Here is an 18,120-nt window from a genome sequence, read left to right as displayed (position 1 = left end):
CCCGCCGCCCCCCCCCCCCCCCCCCCCCCCCCCCCCCCCCCCCCCCCCCCCCCCCCCCCCCCCCCCGCCGGCATCAGACGTCCAGCACTTCCTTCTTCTTGCGCGACTTGGGCATCGACATGAAGATGGCCGAACCCTGCTTGCGCTTGCCGAACAGGCTGTGGTCCGTCACACCGTCCGAGCAGCCGTTGCCGAAGCTGAAGCCGCAGCTGCCCTTCTCGTTGAAGCTGTCCTCGGCCATTTCCTTGTGGCTGCTCGGGATCACGAAGCGGTCCTCGTAGTTGGCGATGGCCATGATGTGGTACATGTCCTCCACCGTGTTCTTGTCCAGCCCCACCTGCTTGAGCGGCTCGAGGTGTTCCACCCCTTCCACGCTCTTGCCGCGCATGTAGGCACGCATGGCCAGCATGCGGTCCAGCGCCTTGAGCACCGGCACCTGGTCGCCCGCCGTCAGCAGGTTGGCCAGATACTGCACCGGGATGCGCAGGCTCTTGGTGTCGGGCAGGATGCCGTTCTTGCCCAGCTGGCCCGATTCGGCCGCGGCCTGGATCGGCGACAGCGGCGGGATGTACCACACCATGGGCAGCGTGCGGTATTCCGGGTGCAGCGGGAAGGCCACCTTCCATTCCACGGCCATCTTGTAGACGGGCGAGCGCTTGGCCGATTCCAGCCACGAATCGGGGATGCCCTGGCGGCGCGCCTCGGCGATCACTTCCGGATCATGCGGGTTCAGGAACAGGCCCAGTTGCGACGGATACAGGTCGCGTTCGTCGGCCACCGAGGCCGCCGACTCGATCTTGTCGGCGTCGTACAGCAGCACGCCCAGGTAGCGGATGCGGCCCACGCAGGTTTCCGAGCACACGGTCGGCTGGCCCGCTTCGATGCGGGGGTAGCAGAAGGTGCACTTTTCGGCCTTGCCGGAAGACCAGTTGTAGTAGATCTTCTTGTACGGGCAGCCCGAGATGCACATGCGCCAGCCGCGGCACTTGTCCTGGTCGATCAGCACGATGCCGTCGTCCTCGCGCTTGTACACGGAACCGGACGGGCACGAAGCCACGCAGGTCGGGTTCAGGCAGTGCTCGCACAGGCGCGGCAAATACATCATGAAGGTGTTCTCGAAGGTGCCGTACATCTCCTTCTGCATGTTGTCGAACAGCTTGTCCTGGCTGCGCTTGGCGAACTCGCCGCCCAGGTCGTCCTCCCAGTTCGGACCCCATTCGATCTTGTCCATCTTCTTGCCGGTGAGGACGGAGATCGGGCGCGCCGTCGGTGGCGTTTCCGACAGCGGCGCGTTCTGCAGGTGCTCGTAGTCGTAGGTGAACGGCTCGTAGTACTCGTCGATCTGCGGCAGGTTCGGGTTGGCGAAGATGTTGGCCAGGATCTTCAGGCGGCTGCCCTGGCGCGGCTCGATCTTGCCGCCGGCCGTGCGGCGCCAGCCGCCGTTCCACTTGTCCTGGTTTTCCCACTGCTTCGGATAACCGATGCCGGGCTTGGTTTCCACGTTGTTGAACCATGCGTATTCCACGCCGTCGCGGCTGGTCCACACGTTCTTGCAGGTGACCGAACAGGTGTGGCAACCGATGCACTTGTCCAGGTTCAGCACCATGCCGATTTGCGCTCTGATTTTCATGTATTTACCTCACTATCGTTGACGGTTTCAGGCCTTGGAGGACAATGGGCCTTCCAGCCAATCGACTTTGTCCATCTTGCGTACCAGGACAAACTCATCGCGGTTCGAGCCGACGGTGCCGTAGTAGTTGAAGCCATAGGACAGCTGGGCATAGCCGCCGATCATGTGGGTCGGCTTGGTGACCGTCCGCGTGACCGAGTTGTGGATGCCGCCGCGCTTGCCCGACATCTCCGCGCCGGGCACGTTGATGATCTTCTCCTGGGCGTGGTACATCAGCGTCATGCCTTCCGGTACCCGCTGGCTGACGATGGCGCGTGCCGTCAGCGTGCCGTTCACGTTGAACACCTCGATCCAGTCGTTGTCCACGATGCCGGCCGCCTTGGCGTCGATCTCCGACAGCCACACGTGCGGGCCGCCGCGCGACAGCGTGAGCATGCGCAGGTTGTCCGAGTAGGTGGAGTGGATACCCCACTTCTGGTGCGGCGTGATCCAGTTGAGCGCGATCTCCTTGTTGCCGTTCGGTTGGGCACCCAGCATGGTGGCCGTCGTCTTGGTGTTGATAGCCGGTTTGTAGACGCACAAACCCTCGCCAAAATCACGCATCCAGCGGTGATCCTGGTAGAACTGCTGGCGGCCCGTCAGCGTGCGCCATGGGATCAGTTCATGCACGTTGGTGTAGCAGGCGTTGTAGCTGACCTCTTCCGATTCCAGGCCCGACCAGGTGGGCGAGGAAATGATCTTGCGGGGCTGGGCCTGGACGTCGCGGAAGCGGATCGAATCATGCTCGCGCGGCAGCGCCAGGTGGGTATGGTCGCGGCCCGTGATCTTGGACAGCGCATCCCAGGCCTTGACGGCCACGTGACCGTTGGTTTCCGGTGCCAGCGACAGGATCATCTCGCATGCGTCGATCGCGCTCTCCAGCCGTGGCTGGCCCTGCGAAATACCCTCTTCCAGCACGGTGCGGTTCACGCCGCGCAGCACGTCCACTTCGTGGCCGGTCTTCCAGCTGATGCCCTTGCCGCCGTTGCCGATCGACTCCAGCAGCGGGCCGACGGAGGTGAACTTCTTGTAGATCTGGGTGTAGTCGCGCTCGATGACGGTCATGCTCGGCATGGTCTTGCCGGGAATCGGCTCGCACTCGCCGGCGCGCCAGTCCTTCGGATCGAACGGCTGGCCCAGTTCGCCCGGGGTGTCGTGCAGCAGCGGGGTCAGTACCAGGTCCTTCTGGGTGCCCAGGTAGGCGCCGCCGATTTCCGAGAACTTCTTGGCCAGGCCCTTGTAGATTTCCCAGTCCGACTTCGCTTGCCACAGCGGCTGCACGGCTTCCGACAGCGGGTGGATGAAGGGGTGCATGTCGGACGTGTTCATGTCGTCCTTCTCATACCAGGTGGCCGTCGGCAGCACGATGTCGCCGTACAGGCAGGTGGTGGACATGCGGAAGTCCAGCACCACCAGCAGATCGAGCTTGCCTTCGGCGGCCGGACGCACCTTGACGTCGCGCGGCTTGATGCACTTGTCCTCGTCGCTCATCAGCGCGTTCTGGGTGCCCAGCAGGTACTTGAGGAAGTACTCGTGGCCCTTGCCGGAACTGCCCAGGATGTTGGAGCGCCACACGAACATATTGCGCGGGAAGTTGGCCGGATTGTCCGGATCGTCGCACGAGAAGTTCAGCTTGCCGTCCTTGATCTGCTGCACGGCGTAGGCGGCCGGGTCCTGGCCTGCTGCTGCGGCGGCGCGCGCCACTTCCAGCGGATTGGTTTCCAGCTGCGGTGCGGACGGCAGCCAGCCCATGCGCTCGGCCTTGGCGTTGTAGTCCAACAGCGTCATCGGAGCGACATCGGCGCCGGCCGTCGGCGAGGAAATCTCCTCGGTGTGCAGCTTCTCGTGGCGCCACTGGCTGGTGTGGGCGTAGAAGAACGAGGTGCCGTTCATCTGGCGCATCGGACGGTTCCAGTCCTGGGCGAATGCCAGCGGGGTCCAGCCGGTCTGCGGACGCAGCTTTTCCTGGCCCACGTAGTGGGCCCAGCCGCCGCCGGACTGGCCCACGCAGCCGCACATCATCAGCATGTTGATGATGCCGCGGTAGGTCATGTCCATGTGATACCAGTGGTTCAGCGCGGCGCCCACGATGACCATGCTCTTGCCGCGGGTCTGGTCCGCGTTCTGGGCGAACTGGCGCGCCACGGTGATCACGTCGGCCGCTTTCACGCCCGTGTGCTTGACCTGCCACTGCGGGGTGTAAGGCACGTCGTCCTCGTAGCTGGTGGCGACGTTGCCGCCGCCCAGGCCGCGGTCGATGCCGTAGTTGGCCAACGTCAGGTCGAACACGGTGGCCACCAGAGCGCTGCTGCCGTCGGCCAGCGTGATGCGCTTGACCGGTACGTTGCGCATCAGGAGGTCGCTGGCGTCCTTGCCGCCGAAGTAGGCGAAGCCCACGCTGGCCACTTCATCGGCGCAGCCGATCAGGGACAGGCGCGGATCGACCGGCTGGCCGTTGCCGCCCTGCTTCATCTCCAGGTTCCACTTGCCCGATTCGCCCCAGCGGAAGCCGATGGAGCCGCCCGGCGCCACGATCTCGCCGCTGGCGTCGTCGATGACGAGCGTCTTCCAGTCCGGATTGTTGGTTTCGTTGAGGTTGTCGGCCAGGTGCGAGGCGCGCAGGAAGTATTCCGGCGCCAGCGTGCCGTTCTGCTCCTTGAGCAGCACCAGCATGGGGAAGTCGGTGTACTGCTTGGCGTAGTCCTTGAAGTACTGGGACTGGCCGTCGGTATGGAATTCCTTCAGGATCACGTGGCCCATGGCCATGGCCAGCGCCGCGTCCGTGCCCTGCTTGGGGGCCAGCCAGATGTCGCCGAACTTGGCCATCTCGCCGAAGTCGGACGACACGGCCACCGTCTTGGTGCCCTTGTAGCGCACTTCCGTGTAGAAGTGGGCGTCCGGGGTACGGGTCATGGGCACGTTCGAGCCCCACACCATCAGGTAGGTGGAGTTGTACCAGTCGGCCGATTCCGGCACGTCGGTCTGCTCGCCCCACACTTGCGGGCTGCTTGGCGGCAGGTCGCAATACCAGTCGTAGAAGCTCAGGGCCACGCCGCCGATCAGCGACAGGTAGCGGGTACCGGCCGCGTAGCTGACCATGGACATGGCGGGAATCGGCGAGAAGCCGGCGATGCGATCCGGGCCGTATTTCTTGATCGTCAGCGCGTTGGCGGCCGCGATCATCTCGTTGCAGGTGTCCCAGTCGGCGCGCACAAAGCCGCCCAGGCCCCGCACCGATTTATAGCGCTGGGCCCGTTCCGGGTTCTGGCTGATGTAGTCCCAGGCCGTGACCGGGTCCATGGTCAGGCGCGCCTCGCGCCACATTTCCATCAGGCGGCCACGCACCATCGGGTACTTGACGCGCTGGGCCGAATAGACGTACCAGGAATAGCTGGCGCCGCGCGGGCAGCCGCGCGGCTCGTGGTTGGGCAGGTCGGGCCGCGTGCGCGGATAGTCCGTCTGCTGGGTTTCCCACGTGATCAGCCCGTTCTTCACATACACCTTCCAGCTGCAGGAGCCGGTGCAGTTCACGCCGTGCGTGGAACGCACGATCTTGTCGTGCTGCCAGCGCTGGCGGTAGGCGTTTTCCCACGTACGGTCCTCGTGCACGACTGCCCCGTGACCGTTGGAAAACGTTGATTTTGTTTTGCTGAAGAATTTCAGGCGATCCAGAAAATGACTCATGCTGCCTCCTCACTTGCACCTTGCCCGGTACCAGGAAATAAACACCTCCCCACGCAACATGCGTGAGGCCGTCGATAGAGCCAGTCTACGCAGGGTGATGTTTAGTGTGAATCGGCAAGAAGTCTGGGGGGCGGCGCGAGAAGGAGTAGTGACGCTAGCTATTTGTGACTAGGCCGCCGATGCGATCCGTGACAGCGGGCGCGCTGGCGGCCGTGAGCAACTGCTGGTACGACAGCAGGCGGCCGCCGCCGGCCTGCGCATAGGCGCGCGCGTGGCCGGGCGAGGCGAAGGCGGCCAGCACCGCTTGCTCGCGCGCGCCGCGCAGCACGTAAGTGGCATGGCTGGCGGCCACCCAGGCCGGCGCTGCCTTACCTGCCGGCGCCGCGTCCTGCACGAAGCTGGCGCGCACGAAGCCGGGCTGTTCGACCGAGGCCAGCATGGCGAACATGGCCGACAGCGAGCAATAGAATACGGGGCGGCCCTGGTCGTACTGGATCTGGCCGGCCGGCGCCGACGGGCAATCGGCCGCCTGGGCCGTGGGCGGCGGCGCCGGGCGCGCGTCCGCGTCCGACGGCTGCAGCGACGGCGCCAGCAGCAGCACCCGCAGCAAGCCCGCCAGCGCCACCGCCTGGGTGGCCACGCTCAGATAGTGGCGCTTTTTCGACAACATGGTAAAACCTTTCCTTGCACACAGCGGCCGCGCCGCCCATCACACCATTGTCCGGATCGGGGCCGGCAAAGAATATGATGTGCCTCAAGGATTTCCGTGACAGCCCTCCGCCAAAAGGACTAGCCCCGCTAGCCACTCGCGCCGATGGCCATGGCGGCCGCGCCGGGTTATACATGAGGCTGGCGCGCGCGGCCTTTCTTCGTGTCGCATCATGGCGCCAGTACAACGAAAGGAAACACCTGTGAATATCGCCAGTTTTACCGACCTGCTGTCGGCCGCCGCCATGCAGGCGGAACCCCAGCGCCTGCTGTTTACGTTCACCCGCGCCGAATACGAGGCCGTGGACCCGGCCAACGCCGATGCGCCGCGGCGCGGCACGCTGGCGCCCGTCATGTGCGTCGACAAGCAGGTGGGAGAGCTCGACACCTTCGCCAACCTGGCGGCCGAATCGCGCGCCATGGGGGCGCCGTGGGACGTGGTGCTCGTCACCAGCCTGTCGGGCAGCGCCGGCCAGCTGCCGGACGCGCGCAAGACCGAAGCCGCGCTCAAGGAGATGGTGCAGGCCATCCAGGAAGGCCGCATGGAGCGCTTCCTCGCGTTCGACGGCGAGGGCGAGCTGCTGCAATTTAGCTAGTGTGATACCCGGCAGGCCGCCGGGCACGGCGCGCCGCCACAAAATACTTGCGTCCGTTGTCAGCCGCGCCTCGCGGCCACGCGTTAAGCTTGCAGAGGCCGACCAGGTGGTCAGCCTTGCGGGGACTACGAGGGGGCAGCGGCGATGAAACCTTGGGGCATTTTACTGTCGTATTTGCTGGCCCACGTGGCCGCCGCGCAGGATCTGCATATCGCCCCTCCCCCATCCGCTCCCGCGGGCGCCGTCGCCCGATTCACCCGGCTGGCAAACGACATGGCGCAACTGCCGCCGGTGGATGGCGCCTTTCCCGCCCGGGCTGTCGTCGCGCTGCGGCTGGCCGTCCTCCGGCAGTTACCGGATAGCGCCGATGAGCGCACCGAAGTCTACACCGCATGGCGCGATGACCATGCAGCATTCCCGGCCGCCGTTCCGCACGCGCAAGTACAGGCCGCGGGCAGCGCCATGGCCAGCATGCTGCCATCGTCAGGCATGCACAGTTGCGGCAACGACGAAACGGCGGCGGCCAGCGCACCCCTTTACCTGGCAGCCGAGCTCACCGTGCTGGTGGCCGGCCACCGGCCGCTCCGCTTGCGTTCGGACGCCTCCTGCGCCCACATGCTGCCCTGGAACGTCAGCAACGGCGCCAGCCTGTACGCCATCACTGCCCCGGGGCCGGGAATGGCCGTGATGGCGCTGGCGCAGGCGGTATGCCAACAATGCCTGCCTGCCGTTACGGCATCCTTGCCCGCCCCGATCACGCCTGCGTCGCATGCCTTGAGCTTCGACCAGCTGTATGCGGACCTGATCGCGCGCTGGCGCCGGCTGGGCCCCGACCATGCCGGTAACGAGATCAAATTGCAGACCTACGCATACAGCGAGGCGCTGGACTGGATGGATCACGAACGATTCCGGCGCAGGCTGGCCGACAGCGAGCGTCACGAGCGGGGCACGGTGCGCGCCATGGCGCACGAACTGCTGCGGCCGCTGCTATCGGCCGCGCCGTCATGCGCGGGCCGCACCGCGCCGGCCGGCCCGAAATACAACAAACGTCAGGCGCGATGTTCTCTATAATTTTCCTGCACTTCGATCGCTCCAAACCCACCGAGGAGAACCACGATGCGCACTTTGCTACTGGCTGCCATGCTGCTATTGACGATGGCCGGACTGCGGGCAGCCCCCTGCGACAGCAATTTCTGGCAACCGACCTTCGTCCATGACCTGGAGCATCCCGACGGCCCGTGGTTTGTCACGCCAGGCAACTTCATCAAGCTGCAAGGTGACAGCAGCACCTGGATCGGCCAGGCTTGCGACCTGATCAAAAACTACCGGCTGCGCGATGAGCGCGGCTTCACCAGCTGCCAGGATTACACCCGCGTCCAATGCGGCTGCAGCCGGGCGATCCCGGGCAACAGCACCTGCGCGGCCTTCCTGGCCGGCCATCCGGCGCCCGTGACGGGTGCCATGGGGCCGCTCGAATATGACACCAACCGCGGCGGCGGCGACTACAACAATCCATGGAACGAGCCGGCCACCCCCGACCCGGCCATGTGCCGCGCCCGTTGCGAGCAGGATGGACGCTGCCACAGCTTCACCTGGGTCAAGCCGGGCGTCCAGGGCCCCGTGGGCCGTTGCTGGCTCAAAGGGACGGTACGGCCGGCCAGCGCCGACAGCTGCTGCGTCTCCGGCGCCCGCTGACGCGGCGCCGCTGCGCGATCCCTTACACGATCATTCACTCGACAGGAGAGCAACATGAAACGATGGACGATACTATCGGCCGCCAGCGGCGCGATCTTGCTTGCCGGCCTGGCCACCGATGTGCTGGCCCAGCAGCTTGAGAACCTGCCCGCCGGCATGGAGGGGTTGCGCGGCCGGCACTGGCACGGCAGCGAGTGCTGCAACTGGAGCTGGGATTGGACGCAGGTCAGCGGACCCATATTCCGTGGCGTATTCCAAAACAAGAACGGCCAGCGCCTTGCCGAGGACGATATTCAGATTTCCATCCATGGCAACAGCGTCACCATCACGCGCAAGGGTGGCTCCGGGGCGGGCGGCTGCACCTATGTCGGCACCATACGTCCCGGCGGTGCGGAAGGCAACTATAGCTGCGCCGGCAAACCGGCCGGCACCTGGGCGGCCACCATTTCGCAAACTCCGTAACTGGCGCCGCCGGGCCGAAGCGCAACCGCCACTGCCCTTCAATGGCGGCTGCGCGCCAGGCAGGCCTCCAGTTCCGGCGCCGGCATGGGCCGCGCGAACAGGTAGCCCTGGCCATAGTCGCAGCCGGCCGCCGCCAGCAATGCGCGCTGGCCCTCCGTCTCCACCCCTTCCGCCACCACCTTCAGGCCCAGCTTGTGCGCCATCGCCACGATGGCTTCGCACAAGGCCAGGTCCTGCGCCTGGCTCTCCATGCGGTGGACGAAGGCGCGGTCGATCTTCAGCACGTCGATGTCGAAGCGGGTCAGGTAGGCCAACGACGAATAGCCAGTGCCGAAGTCGTCGAGCGAGATCTGGATGCCGGCCGCGCTGAAGCCGCGCAGCGTGTCCGTCAGTTCCGTGCTCACGTCCAGCAACAACCCTTCCGTGATCTCGATGCCGACACTGCCGGCCGGCAGTGCCAGCCCCGCCAGGTGGGCCAGCCAGCGCTGCTGCAGCCCGTCGTCGTTACGGAACTGCAGCGGCGAGACGTTGACCGCGATCTGGAACGCGGGAAAATCGAGCGCCCGCAGCCGCAGCACCTCGTCGGCGGCGCGCCGGAACACCCAGTCGCCGATCTCGATGATCATGCCGCCCGTTTCGGCCAGCGGCACGAAGTCCGACGGCGCCACCGGCCCGTGCCGCGGATGCTGCCAGCGCAGCAAGGCCTCTGCCTTGCAAATGCGCCCCGTCGTCAGCTCGACGATGGGCTGATAGTGCACGTCCAGCTGTCCGGCCGCCAGGGCATCGTGCAAGTCGTTGCTCAGGCCTATGCGGTGCTGCATCGCGTCCTGCAGCGCGTGACTGAAGCGACTGTAGCGGTTGCGCCCTGCCCCCTTGGCCGCATACATGGCCTGGTCAGCGTGCCGCAGCAGATCGGCGATGGTAGCGGCGTCCTCCGGATAGTGGGCGATGCCGATACTGGCCGACACGAAAGCGCGCTCGGTTCCCAGCCGGTACGGGGCCGCCACGCTGGCCACCAGCTGCGCGGCCAGCGCATCGAGGCCGGCCAGCTGGGCGCCGTCCGTGACCACCACGGCAAATTCGTCCCCACCCAGGCGGGCCGCCAGGTCCGAGCCGCCCAGGCAGGCATCGATGCGGCGCACCGCTTCGATCAGCAATTCGTCGCCCTTGTCGTGGCCCAGCGTGTCGTTGACTTCCTTGAAGTGATCGAGGTCGATCAGCAGCAGCGCCAGCGCGGCCGGAGCCTGCGCCAGCTGCTGCTGCAGCCGTTCCTTGAACAGGTAGCGGTTCGGCGCGCCGGTAAGCGCATCGATATTGGCCTGGCGCCAGATCAGCCGCTCCGTGCGCTTGCGTTCGGTGACGTCGGAAAACAGCGCCACCCGCTGGCATGGCGCGCCGTGTTCATCGTAGACCGTGTTGATGGACAGGCGCAGGGCCAGTTCGCGGCCATGGCGGTCGCGGTCCCACAGCTCGCCGCTCCAGTGGCCGCAGCTGTCCAGCTGCTGCCACATCTGACGGTAGAACTGGGCATCTTGCCGCCCCGACTGCAACAGGCTGGGATTGCGTCCCATCACCTCGTCGGCACTGTAGCCCGTCAAGCGGCTGAACGCCGGGTTGACGGCCACGATGTTGTTCTCGCCATTGGTCACCATCATCGCCTCGGCGCTGTGCTGGTAGACCAGGTATGCCAGCCGCAGCGCCTCCTCGGCCCGTTTGCGCTCCGTGACCTCGACCAGCGAGAACACCAGGTATTCCACTTCGCTGGCCGCGTCCAGCACGGGCACCAGGGTCCAGTCCCAGTAGGTAACGCCCCGCTCGGGCTGGTCGGCAAACTCGAACGCCCGGGTGAAGGTGACGAAGCGGCGCTTGCTGCGCACCACTTCCTCGAAAATCTGCCGCGCGTCCGATGGATACAGGTCGAAATGGTTATGGCCGACAAAATCGTTGATGTCGCGCCGGCAGGCTGTGGCGTAGGTCTGGTTGACCCGGATGAAGTTGAAATGGCGGTCGAGAATGACCAGGCTGCTGACACTGTGCTTGAAATAGGTGTCGGCCAGCCGAAGCTGCTTCAACACCTCGTTTCCCGGGGCGGTTTGGGCCCACTCTTCCGATTCGGTCATGGCGTTTCCATCCCGCAAAACGTGGCAATTACCGGCTAGCAGTTCAATATTCAGGCTAGCGAAGTTGTTTCAGATCGTCAAGTTTCCTCGCACGGCCATGCTGCAATTGCCACACTAGAATGGCCATAGGACAACTTATGCCGCTGGCAAAGAAATTGATAACATGATAATCTTATCTATTGTCAACAAGTGCCGGCAACGCAACACAGGGGATGGATGCGGGCCTGGCCAGCGTACCCATCGCCATTGCCGCCGGCCGCAAACGGAGCCATCTCAATGCAAGCTATCGTCACCGGCGGAAGCCGTGGAATCGGACTGGAAATCGCCAAACTACTGGTCGCGCGCGGCTATCACGTGCACGTGCTGTCGCGCACCGCCATGGCGGCGCCGCTGGAAGGAACCACCTGGTGGCCCGCCGACATGCGCGACTATGCCGCCCTGTGCAAGACGGTCGACGCCATCGGCACGCCCGATATTCTGATCAATAATGCCGGCCAGATGAATGCGATGACGGCCAACGACTATGACGAGGCGGCCATCGCGCACATGTTGCAAGTCAACCTGATCTCGGCCGTGCGCCTGAGCGCCAGGGTGGCCGAGGCCATGGCCGCCAACGGCGGTGGGCGCATCGTGAGCATGGGCTCCATCGCCGGTGAGATCGGTCATCCCGACATCTGGTACGGCATCGCCAAGGCGGGGCTGACGAACGCCATGCGCTCGCTGGCACGCAGCCATGGGCCGCGCGGCGTGGTCGCCAACTCGGTGGCGCCTGGCCCGGTCGAGACCGACATGATGAAAGCCATTCCGCAGGAGCGCAAGGAGCGGCTGCGGGCGGCTACCATCAACCAGCGCTTCTGCACGGCGCAAGAGATCGCCACCACCGTGTGCTGGCTCGCCACCGACGCACCGCCATGCATCAACGGCGAAGTATTCGACATGAACAACGGCACCAATTACCGCTAGAGCCGGCCACTTGCGGCGCATGCGGCTGCGGATGCGGTCACTCGTCGAAATACCAATAGCCGGCATTCACCCACCGCGTCAGCGCAGCCAGGATGGCGGGCTGGCGTAGCCACGGCGCCAGTTGCGCCCCGTCGAGCCGCTCGTGGTCGCACAGCACAGGCACAAAGCCGCTGCCGTCGGGTCCGAAGTCCATCCGCTCGCCGTCCACATAGCACATGCCCTGCTCCGCCGTCGCATCCACATAGAAGCAGCGCAGGCCGCCCGTGCGCACCAGCGTGGCGCCGGCCTGCAGGGCATCGGCCAGTTCCTGTTCCTCATAGGGCGACTCGAGCGCTTGCAGGTCGAGCGGGCACTTGGTGCGCGACAGGTAGCCGCCGGCCAGGTCGGCCATCAGGGCCTCGTCGTCCAGCACGGCCTGCAGCTGGGCGCGGATGCGGGCGAAGTCGGCGCAGTCGATGCGGCCCTGCTGGCGATGCAGCGGCCGGCCCGCGTCTTCCAGCAGGCCGTTGCCCAGTTCCTTGTCGATCAGGTGATCGGCCAGGGCGCTGAACATGTCGCAGGCCGACTTGGCGCGGTAGCCGACGGAGAAGCTCATCGCATGTTCCAGCGTCACGCCGTCATGCGGGAAGCCGGGCGGGATGTAGAGGATATCGCCGGGCAGCAGTTCCTCGTCGATGATCGCTTCAAACGGATCCGTATGAAGCAAGGCTTCGTGGGCCGCGAACTCGCGGTGATTGCCGCGCGCCCCCACGCGCCAGCGGCGCCGGCCCGAACCCTGGCAGATGAACACATCGTAACGGTCGATGTGGGGGCCGACGCCGCCGCCCGGGGTGGAATAGCTGATCATCACATCATCGAGCCGCCACTTGGGCAGGAAAGCGAACGGCTCGACCAGCGCCTGCACGTCGGACGACCAGTGATTGGCCGCTTGCACGATCAGGCACCATTCCCGTTCGCCCAGATGCTCGTAGCTATCGAAGGGCCCCGTTTCCGCCTGCCAGGCGCCGTCGCGGCGATAGACCAGGCGCGACTCGACCTGCTCCTCGCAGGCCAGGCCGGCCAGTTCATCGGGGCTGATCGGATCGTCGAACTGGCGGAAGCCCTGGCGTATCAGCAACGGCTGGCGCTGCCAATAATGTTGAAGGAAATGCTCAAGCGAGAAATCAGCGAGGTGTAAAGTGTGCATGCGTTACCAGAGAAAAGAGAAAGTGCCAGGCCGCCGTTGTACCACCGGCCCGCGCCAGGCGATACCAACGGCATCAAGAACAAATTAAATGGGGACGTACCCCATTTTCCGATTTTGAAGGGGATGTAAATGGGGACGTAAATGGGGACGTACCCCATTTCCGCCCCATTTCCGCGTCCGCTACTCTGGGGGCGGCGGGGCGGCCTGGCCGCCCTCGCTGATTGACGCACCTTCCTGCTTGTCCGAATAAATGGGGTACGTCCCCATTTTCCGGTTTTCTTGCGTCCCCATTTTTAAACTGTGTTACGTCCCGGGTTTTTATGGACTTGCCGGCTCGTCCCGGGCGACTTCGCCTTTCGGTGCGCCGTCGGGCTGGGCCGGGGCGTTCAGGCCGAAGTCCTGCCAGCCTTCGCCCCACAACTCGATCGGGTGCTGGGTGCGCTCGGAACCGTTGCCGCAGGCGAGCGAGTCGACCGGGCAGTATTTGTCACAGCCCCAGCAGATGCGCTCGGGATGCTTGGGGTTGATGGGGAATACCTTGGCCATGCCTGACTCCTTTTCATTCCCTATCCGCGCCGCTCCAGCGGACAAACCAGCGGCAGGAATTGCTGCTGGCGGGCCGAATAGGCCATCAGCGCGCCGCTCTCTATGTCGAAATACCAGCCGTGCAGCTTGACCAGGCCCCGCTCCACCCGCTCCTTCAGCCACGGATAGGTGAGCAGGTTGTCCAGCGAATGCAGGATGCTGGCCAGCTCGCACGCCTTGTGCTGGTGCTCGTCGCTGCGGTGCGCCAGGTTGCGCTTGACCTGGTTGGCCACCGGCTCGGCGATCTTCATCCAGCGCCCCACGAAATCCGTATCGGCCAGCTTCTTGCGCGGTTCCATCAGGGCACGGATGCCGCCGCAACGGGCGTGGCCCAGCACGATCACGCGCGCCACTTCAAGGTTGCAGATGGCGAACTCGATGGCCGAGCTCACCCCCGGCGGCGCGTCCGGCGTGCACGGCGGCACCAGGTTGGCGATATTGCGTATCACGAACAGGTCGCCCGGGTCGCTGCCCGTCAGCAGCATGGGATCGACCCGCGAGTCGCAGCAGCCGATCAGCAGTGTGCCTGGACGCTGGCCGGCACGCAGGCTGTCGTACAGCGTCTGCGATTCGGCGAAATACTGCTGCTGGAAGCGGCTGAAGCCGCGCACAAATTTTTCGATAGCTTCCATTTATGCTCCCGCCCTCATACCAATCCGCCACGCGGCCCACGCACCGCGGGCGCGCCACGCTGCATGGCCAGCGCCTTGCGCGCCGGCCGCTCGAACGGCAGCACGGTGGCGCGCGGCGCGTCGACCTTGAACACGGCCACCAGCTCGGACAAGCCATCCGCCTGCGCCTGCAGCGCCTGGGCGGCGGCGGCCACCTCCTCCACCCGCACCGCGTTGCTGCGCGTGCCTTCGTCCATCTGGCTGACGGCATGGTTGATCTGTTCGATGCCCGCGCTCTGCTCGGCACCGGCGCGGCTGATGTCGGCGATGATGGCCGTCACCTGGCCGATGCTGCTCAGGATCTCGTGCATGGTGGCGCCGGCCTGGTCGACCAGCAGCGCCCCTTCGGCCACCTGTTCCTGCGATTCCTGCACCAGCTGCTTGATCTGGCGCGCGGCGGCGGCCGATTGCTGCGCCAGCTGGTGCACTTCCGTCGCCACCACGGCGAAGCCCTTGCCATGGTTGCCGGCACGCGCCGCTTCCACGGCCGCGTTCAGCGCCAGCAGGTTGGTCTGGAACGCCAGCCGGTCGATCACGCCGATGATGTCGCCGATCCGGCCCGCCGAGCTGTTGATGGCGCCCATGGTGCTCACCACCCTGGCCACCACGGCCTCGCCCTGGTTGGCCACCTGCGCGGCCGACTGGGCCAGCTGGTTCGCCTCCTGGGCGCTGGCGCCGTTCTCGCGTACGGCCACCGTCAGCTGCTCCATCGAGGCGGCCGTCTGCTGCAGCGCGCTGGCCTGCTGCTCGGTGCGCGCGGCCAGTTCCACGTTGCCGGCGGCGATGCTGTGGGCGGCGCCGTTGATGGCGGCCGTGCCGCCCCGTACGTCGCTCACGATCCGGGTCAGGCTGTCGTTCATGTCGGCCAGCGATTGCAGCAGCTGGCCCGTTTCATCGCGCGTCCCGACCACGATGCGCTGGGTCAGGTCGCCCGCCGCCACGCTGCCGGCCACCCGCACCGCCAGTTCCAGCGGCCGCACGATGGCCCGCTGCAGCAGCACGCCGATCACGGCCGACAGCACCAGGCCGAAGGCGATGCCCGTCAGGCAGGCCAGGCGCACGCGCTGGTAGATCTGCTGGCTGTGTTCGAATTCGGCGCGCGCGCCCGACAGCTGCAGTGCCATCAGCGCGTCGATATCCTTGCGCACGGGCGCGAACAGGCTGGCCATCGGGCCGCGCATGAGGGTGCGCGCGGTGCCATGGTCGTCATTGCGCAGCGCTTCGACGGCAGGCCGCAGGCCTTGCGCGACGAATTCGCGGCGGGCGGCGGAAAAGGCACGCGCCAGTTCCGCTTCCTCGGGGCGCAGGCCGCTCTGGACATAGGATTCCCACATGCGGGCGATGGTGGCGCTGCGCTGTTCGACTTCGGCCATCTCGCGCTGCACGACGTCCGGTGTCTCGTTGAGCGACTGGGCCACCGTCAGCTGGTTGGCGTCGATCAGGCGCACGATCTGGTCCAGCTGCGACATGGGCAGCATGCGCTGCTCGTAGTTGTTGCGCAGCGTGTCGTTGGCGCCGGCCAGGCTGACCAGGCCGATCACGCCACCCAGCACCAGCAGGACGGACAAAAATCCGATCACGAACACGAGTCGCAACCGGATGGTGAGGTTCTTGAACATGGGGACTCCAGGCTGGCGCCCGGCACCGGATCAACCGGCGCAGGCGCGCAGCTTTTCTTCGTTGAGGATGGTGACCTTGCGGCCCTTGAATGCGATCAACTGTTGCGTGCTCAGGTCGGCCATGATGCGCGAGAAGTGTTCCGGCGTCAGGTTCAGGCGCGAGGCCAGCACGGCCTTGGCCACCGGCAGCGTCAGTTCGGCGCCCGTGTCGGCGCTGCGATCCTTGAGCAGGTAGGACACCACGCGCTGGGTGCCCGAGCGCAGCGAATACGACTCCATGTCGCACATCAGGCTGTGCATGCGCTGGCTCAGGCCCGCCAGCATCTTGCAGGCGAACGCGGGATCGCTTTCGATCTCGCGGAAGATGGCCTGCTTGGACACGTGCAGCAGCAGCGAGTCCGCCATGGCCTGGGACGATACGATGTAGGGGCTGCCCATGAACATCAGGGCTTCGCCGAAGCTGTGGCCGGGACCCACCAGCTCGATCACCTTCTCGGCACCCTGGGCGGAGGTGAACGACAGCTTGACCTGGCCGTACAGCACCACGTGGAAGCCGACGCAGGGGTCGCCCCGCTGGAAGATGATTTCGCCCCGCTCGACCCGCACTTCCGTCGTGCCCAGGGCGATGCGGTCCAGTTCCTCCTGGCGCATCGAGTTAAACAGCGGCACCCGCGACAGGAAGGTTTGTACTTTGATCTTGGTCTTGTCCATCATGTCCTCAAATCGTGCGTGAATAGCGCATCGGGCTGGGGCCCTCCTCGCGCGGCGCGTGCAGGTAGCGGTCGAACGCCATGCAGATATTGCGGATCAGCAGGCGGCCCCGCATCTCCACCTTCAGGCCGTTGGCGTCCATGCGCAACAGGCCCTGTTCCTGCAACGGCCGCAGGCGTTCGATGTCGGCCGCGAAGTAGTCGGCCGGTGCCTGGCCGCCGGGGATGGCCAGGTCGGCGTAATCGAGTTCGAAGTCGCACATCAACTTGCCGATCACGCGCCGGCGCAGCAGGTCGTCCTCGTTCAGATCGATGCCGCGCGCGATCGGCAGTTCGCCCGCATCCAGCCGCTCGTAGTAGGCCGACAGCACCTTCTCGTTCTGGCTGTAGCTGCCGCCCACGTCGCTGATGGCCGATACGCCCAGCGCCACCATGTCGGCGTCGGCATGGGTGGAATAGCCCTGGAAATTGCGGTGCAGCTCACCGTCGACCTGGCTGCGCGCCAGGTCGTCCTCCGGCAGCGCGAAATGGTCCATGCCGATGTAGACGTAGCCGGCCGCCGTCAGGCGCGCGATGCACAGGCCCAGCATTTCGAGCTTGGTTTCGCCGTCGGGCAAGGTGTCCGCGTCGATCAGGCGCTGGGCCTTGAACAGGTGCGGCATGTGGGCGTAGTTGTAGATGGCGATGCGGTCGGGACGGGCCGCGATCACCTTGTCGAGCGTGGGGCCCATGCTGGCCACGGTCTGCTTGGGCAGGCCGTAGATCAGGTCCACGCTGATGGAACGGAAGCCGGCCGCGCGGGCCGCTTCCAGCACGGCGATGGTCTGCTCGTAGGGCTGGATGCGGTTGACGGCCTGCTGCACTTCGGGATCGAAGTCCTGGATGCCCAGGCTGATGCGGTTGAAGCCCTGGCGGCGCAGGGTGTGGATGCGTTGCGGGGTGACGGTGCGGGGATCCACCTCGACCGAGAATTCGCCCTCGGCGTCGGACACGAAATCGAACTGCTGGCGCAGATAGGCCAGCAGGCCGTCCATCTGCTGGTCCGTCAGGTAGGTCGGCGTGCCGCCCCCGAAGTGCAGCTGGTCGACCCGGTTCATGCCGGCGAACAACCTGGCCTGCATGGCGATTTCGCGCCGCAGGTAGTCCAGGTAGGTCACCGCCTTGCTGTGGTCCTGCGTGATGATCTTGTTGCAGGCGCAGTAGTAACACAGCGATTCGCAGAACGGGATGTGGATGTACAGCGACAGCCCACTCGGCGTACCCCGGGCCCGCACCCGCTCCACGGCGCCCTGGTACTGCTCCTGGCCGTAGCCGGAGACGAAACGGTCGGCCGTCGGATAGGACGTGTAGCGCGGTCCCATCTGGTTGAGCTTGCGCACGAGCGCAGCATCGAACTCCACCGACGGCGTGAGCGGGATGACTTTGGGGGTAGACATATTGTAACTCCAGTGT

At 65.7% G+C, this 18,120-nt stretch carries 15 protein-coding genes; 5 read left to right on the top strand and 10 right to left on the bottom strand.

What is annotated here, in order from left to right; translation table 11 throughout:
* Positions 1–73 precede the first annotated feature (73 nt).
* The 3 genes from narH to AC3WOS_RS08040 form a co-directional block, all read right to left on the bottom strand.
* On the bottom strand, positions 74–1,630 hold the full coding sequence (narH, locus tag AC3WOS_RS08050) for a nitrate reductase subunit beta (RefSeq protein ID WP_492715376.1): 1,557 nt from the start codon (positions 1,628–1,630) through the stop codon (positions 74–76).
* 27 nt (positions 1,631–1,657) lie between these two features.
* Positions 1,658–5,353, bottom strand: coding sequence for a nitrate reductase subunit alpha (locus AC3WOS_RS08045; RefSeq protein WP_492715375.1), 3,696 nt, complete (start codon positions 5,351–5,353; stop codon positions 1,658–1,660).
* Positions 5,354–5,507: 154 nt separating this feature from the next.
* Complete coding sequence (locus AC3WOS_RS08040) at positions 5,508–6,023, bottom strand: nitrous oxide reductase accessory protein NosL (protein WP_492715374.1); 516 nt, start codon at positions 6,021–6,023, stop codon at positions 5,508–5,510.
* A 241-nt stretch (positions 6,024–6,264) separates the two neighbouring features.
* Here AC3WOS_RS08040 and AC3WOS_RS08035 point away from each other — a divergent pair, with 241 nt between their 5' ends.
* The 4 genes from AC3WOS_RS08035 (at position 6,265) to AC3WOS_RS08020 (ending at position 8,814) form a co-directional block, all read left to right on the top strand.
* The gene (locus AC3WOS_RS08035) at positions 6,265–6,657 is read left to right on the top strand and encodes a hypothetical protein (protein ID WP_492715373.1); all 393 of its coding nucleotides are present in this window, start codon (positions 6,265–6,267) and stop codon (positions 6,655–6,657) included.
* Positions 6,658–6,801: 144 nt separating this feature from the next.
* On the top strand, positions 6,802–7,728 hold the full coding sequence (locus AC3WOS_RS08030) for a hypothetical protein (protein WP_492715372.1): 927 nt from the start codon (positions 6,802–6,804) through the stop codon (positions 7,726–7,728).
* Between the two features lie 45 nt (positions 7,729–7,773).
* Positions 7,774–8,352: a PAN domain-containing protein gene (locus AC3WOS_RS08025; RefSeq protein ID WP_492715371.1), complete on the top strand. Its 579-nt coding sequence runs from the start codon at positions 7,774–7,776 to the stop codon at positions 8,350–8,352.
* Between the two features lie 54 nt (positions 8,353–8,406).
* Positions 8,407–8,814 carry a hypothetical protein gene (locus tag AC3WOS_RS08020; RefSeq protein ID WP_492715370.1) on the top strand — a complete coding sequence of 136 codons (408 nt, stop codon included), beginning with the start codon at positions 8,407–8,409 and terminating at the stop codon, positions 8,812–8,814.
* A gap of 38 nt (positions 8,815–8,852) precedes the next feature.
* Here AC3WOS_RS08020 and AC3WOS_RS08015 read toward each other — a convergent pair whose 3' ends face one another.
* Positions 8,853–10,889, bottom strand: coding sequence for a putative bifunctional diguanylate cyclase/phosphodiesterase (locus AC3WOS_RS08015; protein WP_492715369.1), 2,037 nt, complete (start codon positions 10,887–10,889; stop codon positions 8,853–8,855).
* A gap of 321 nt (positions 10,890–11,210) precedes the next feature.
* Between AC3WOS_RS08015 and AC3WOS_RS08010 the strand changes: the two genes are divergently transcribed.
* Entirely contained in the window at positions 11,211–11,897 is a 687-nt protein-coding gene (locus AC3WOS_RS08010) for an SDR family NAD(P)-dependent oxidoreductase (protein WP_492715368.1), read from the top strand.
* Positions 11,898–11,934: 37 nt separating this feature from the next.
* Here the strand turns inward: AC3WOS_RS08010 and AC3WOS_RS08005 are convergent, their stop codons facing one another.
* The 6 genes from AC3WOS_RS08005 to hemN all read right to left on the bottom strand — a co-directional run bounded on the left by AC3WOS_RS08005 (position 11,935) and on the right by hemN (position 18,104).
* Positions 11,935–13,083: a ribosomal protein uL16 3-hydroxylase gene (locus tag AC3WOS_RS08005; RefSeq protein ID WP_492715366.1), complete on the bottom strand. Its 1,149-nt coding sequence runs from the start codon at positions 13,081–13,083 to the stop codon at positions 11,935–11,937.
* A 318-nt stretch (positions 13,084–13,401) separates the two neighbouring features.
* Positions 13,402–13,629, bottom strand: a complete 228-nt coding sequence (locus AC3WOS_RS08000) for a DUF3079 domain-containing protein (protein ID WP_492715365.1) — start codon at positions 13,627–13,629, stop codon at positions 13,402–13,404.
* Between the two features lie 20 nt (positions 13,630–13,649).
* A complete protein-coding gene (locus AC3WOS_RS07995) occupies positions 13,650–14,300 on the bottom strand; it encodes a carbonic anhydrase (RefSeq protein ID WP_492715364.1) in 651 nt (216 codons plus the stop codon).
* 14 nt (positions 14,301–14,314) lie between these two features.
* Positions 14,315–15,958: a methyl-accepting chemotaxis protein gene (locus AC3WOS_RS07990; protein WP_492715363.1), complete on the bottom strand. Its 1,644-nt coding sequence runs from the start codon at positions 15,956–15,958 to the stop codon at positions 14,315–14,317.
* Positions 15,959–15,988: 30 nt separating this feature from the next.
* Positions 15,989–16,669: a Crp/Fnr family transcriptional regulator gene (locus tag AC3WOS_RS07985; protein WP_492715492.1), complete on the bottom strand. Its 681-nt coding sequence runs from the start codon at positions 16,667–16,669 to the stop codon at positions 15,989–15,991.
* 7 nt (positions 16,670–16,676) lie between these two features.
* Entirely contained in the window at positions 16,677–18,104 is a 1,428-nt protein-coding gene (gene hemN, locus AC3WOS_RS07980) for an oxygen-independent coproporphyrinogen III oxidase (protein WP_492715362.1), read from the bottom strand.
* Positions 18,105–18,120 lie beyond the last annotated feature (16 nt).

Source organism: Rugamonas sp. FW305-51, from assembly GCF_058786935.1.
Note: the sequence above shows the minus strand (reverse complement) of the source record. Positions and strands in the feature narration are given on the sequence as shown.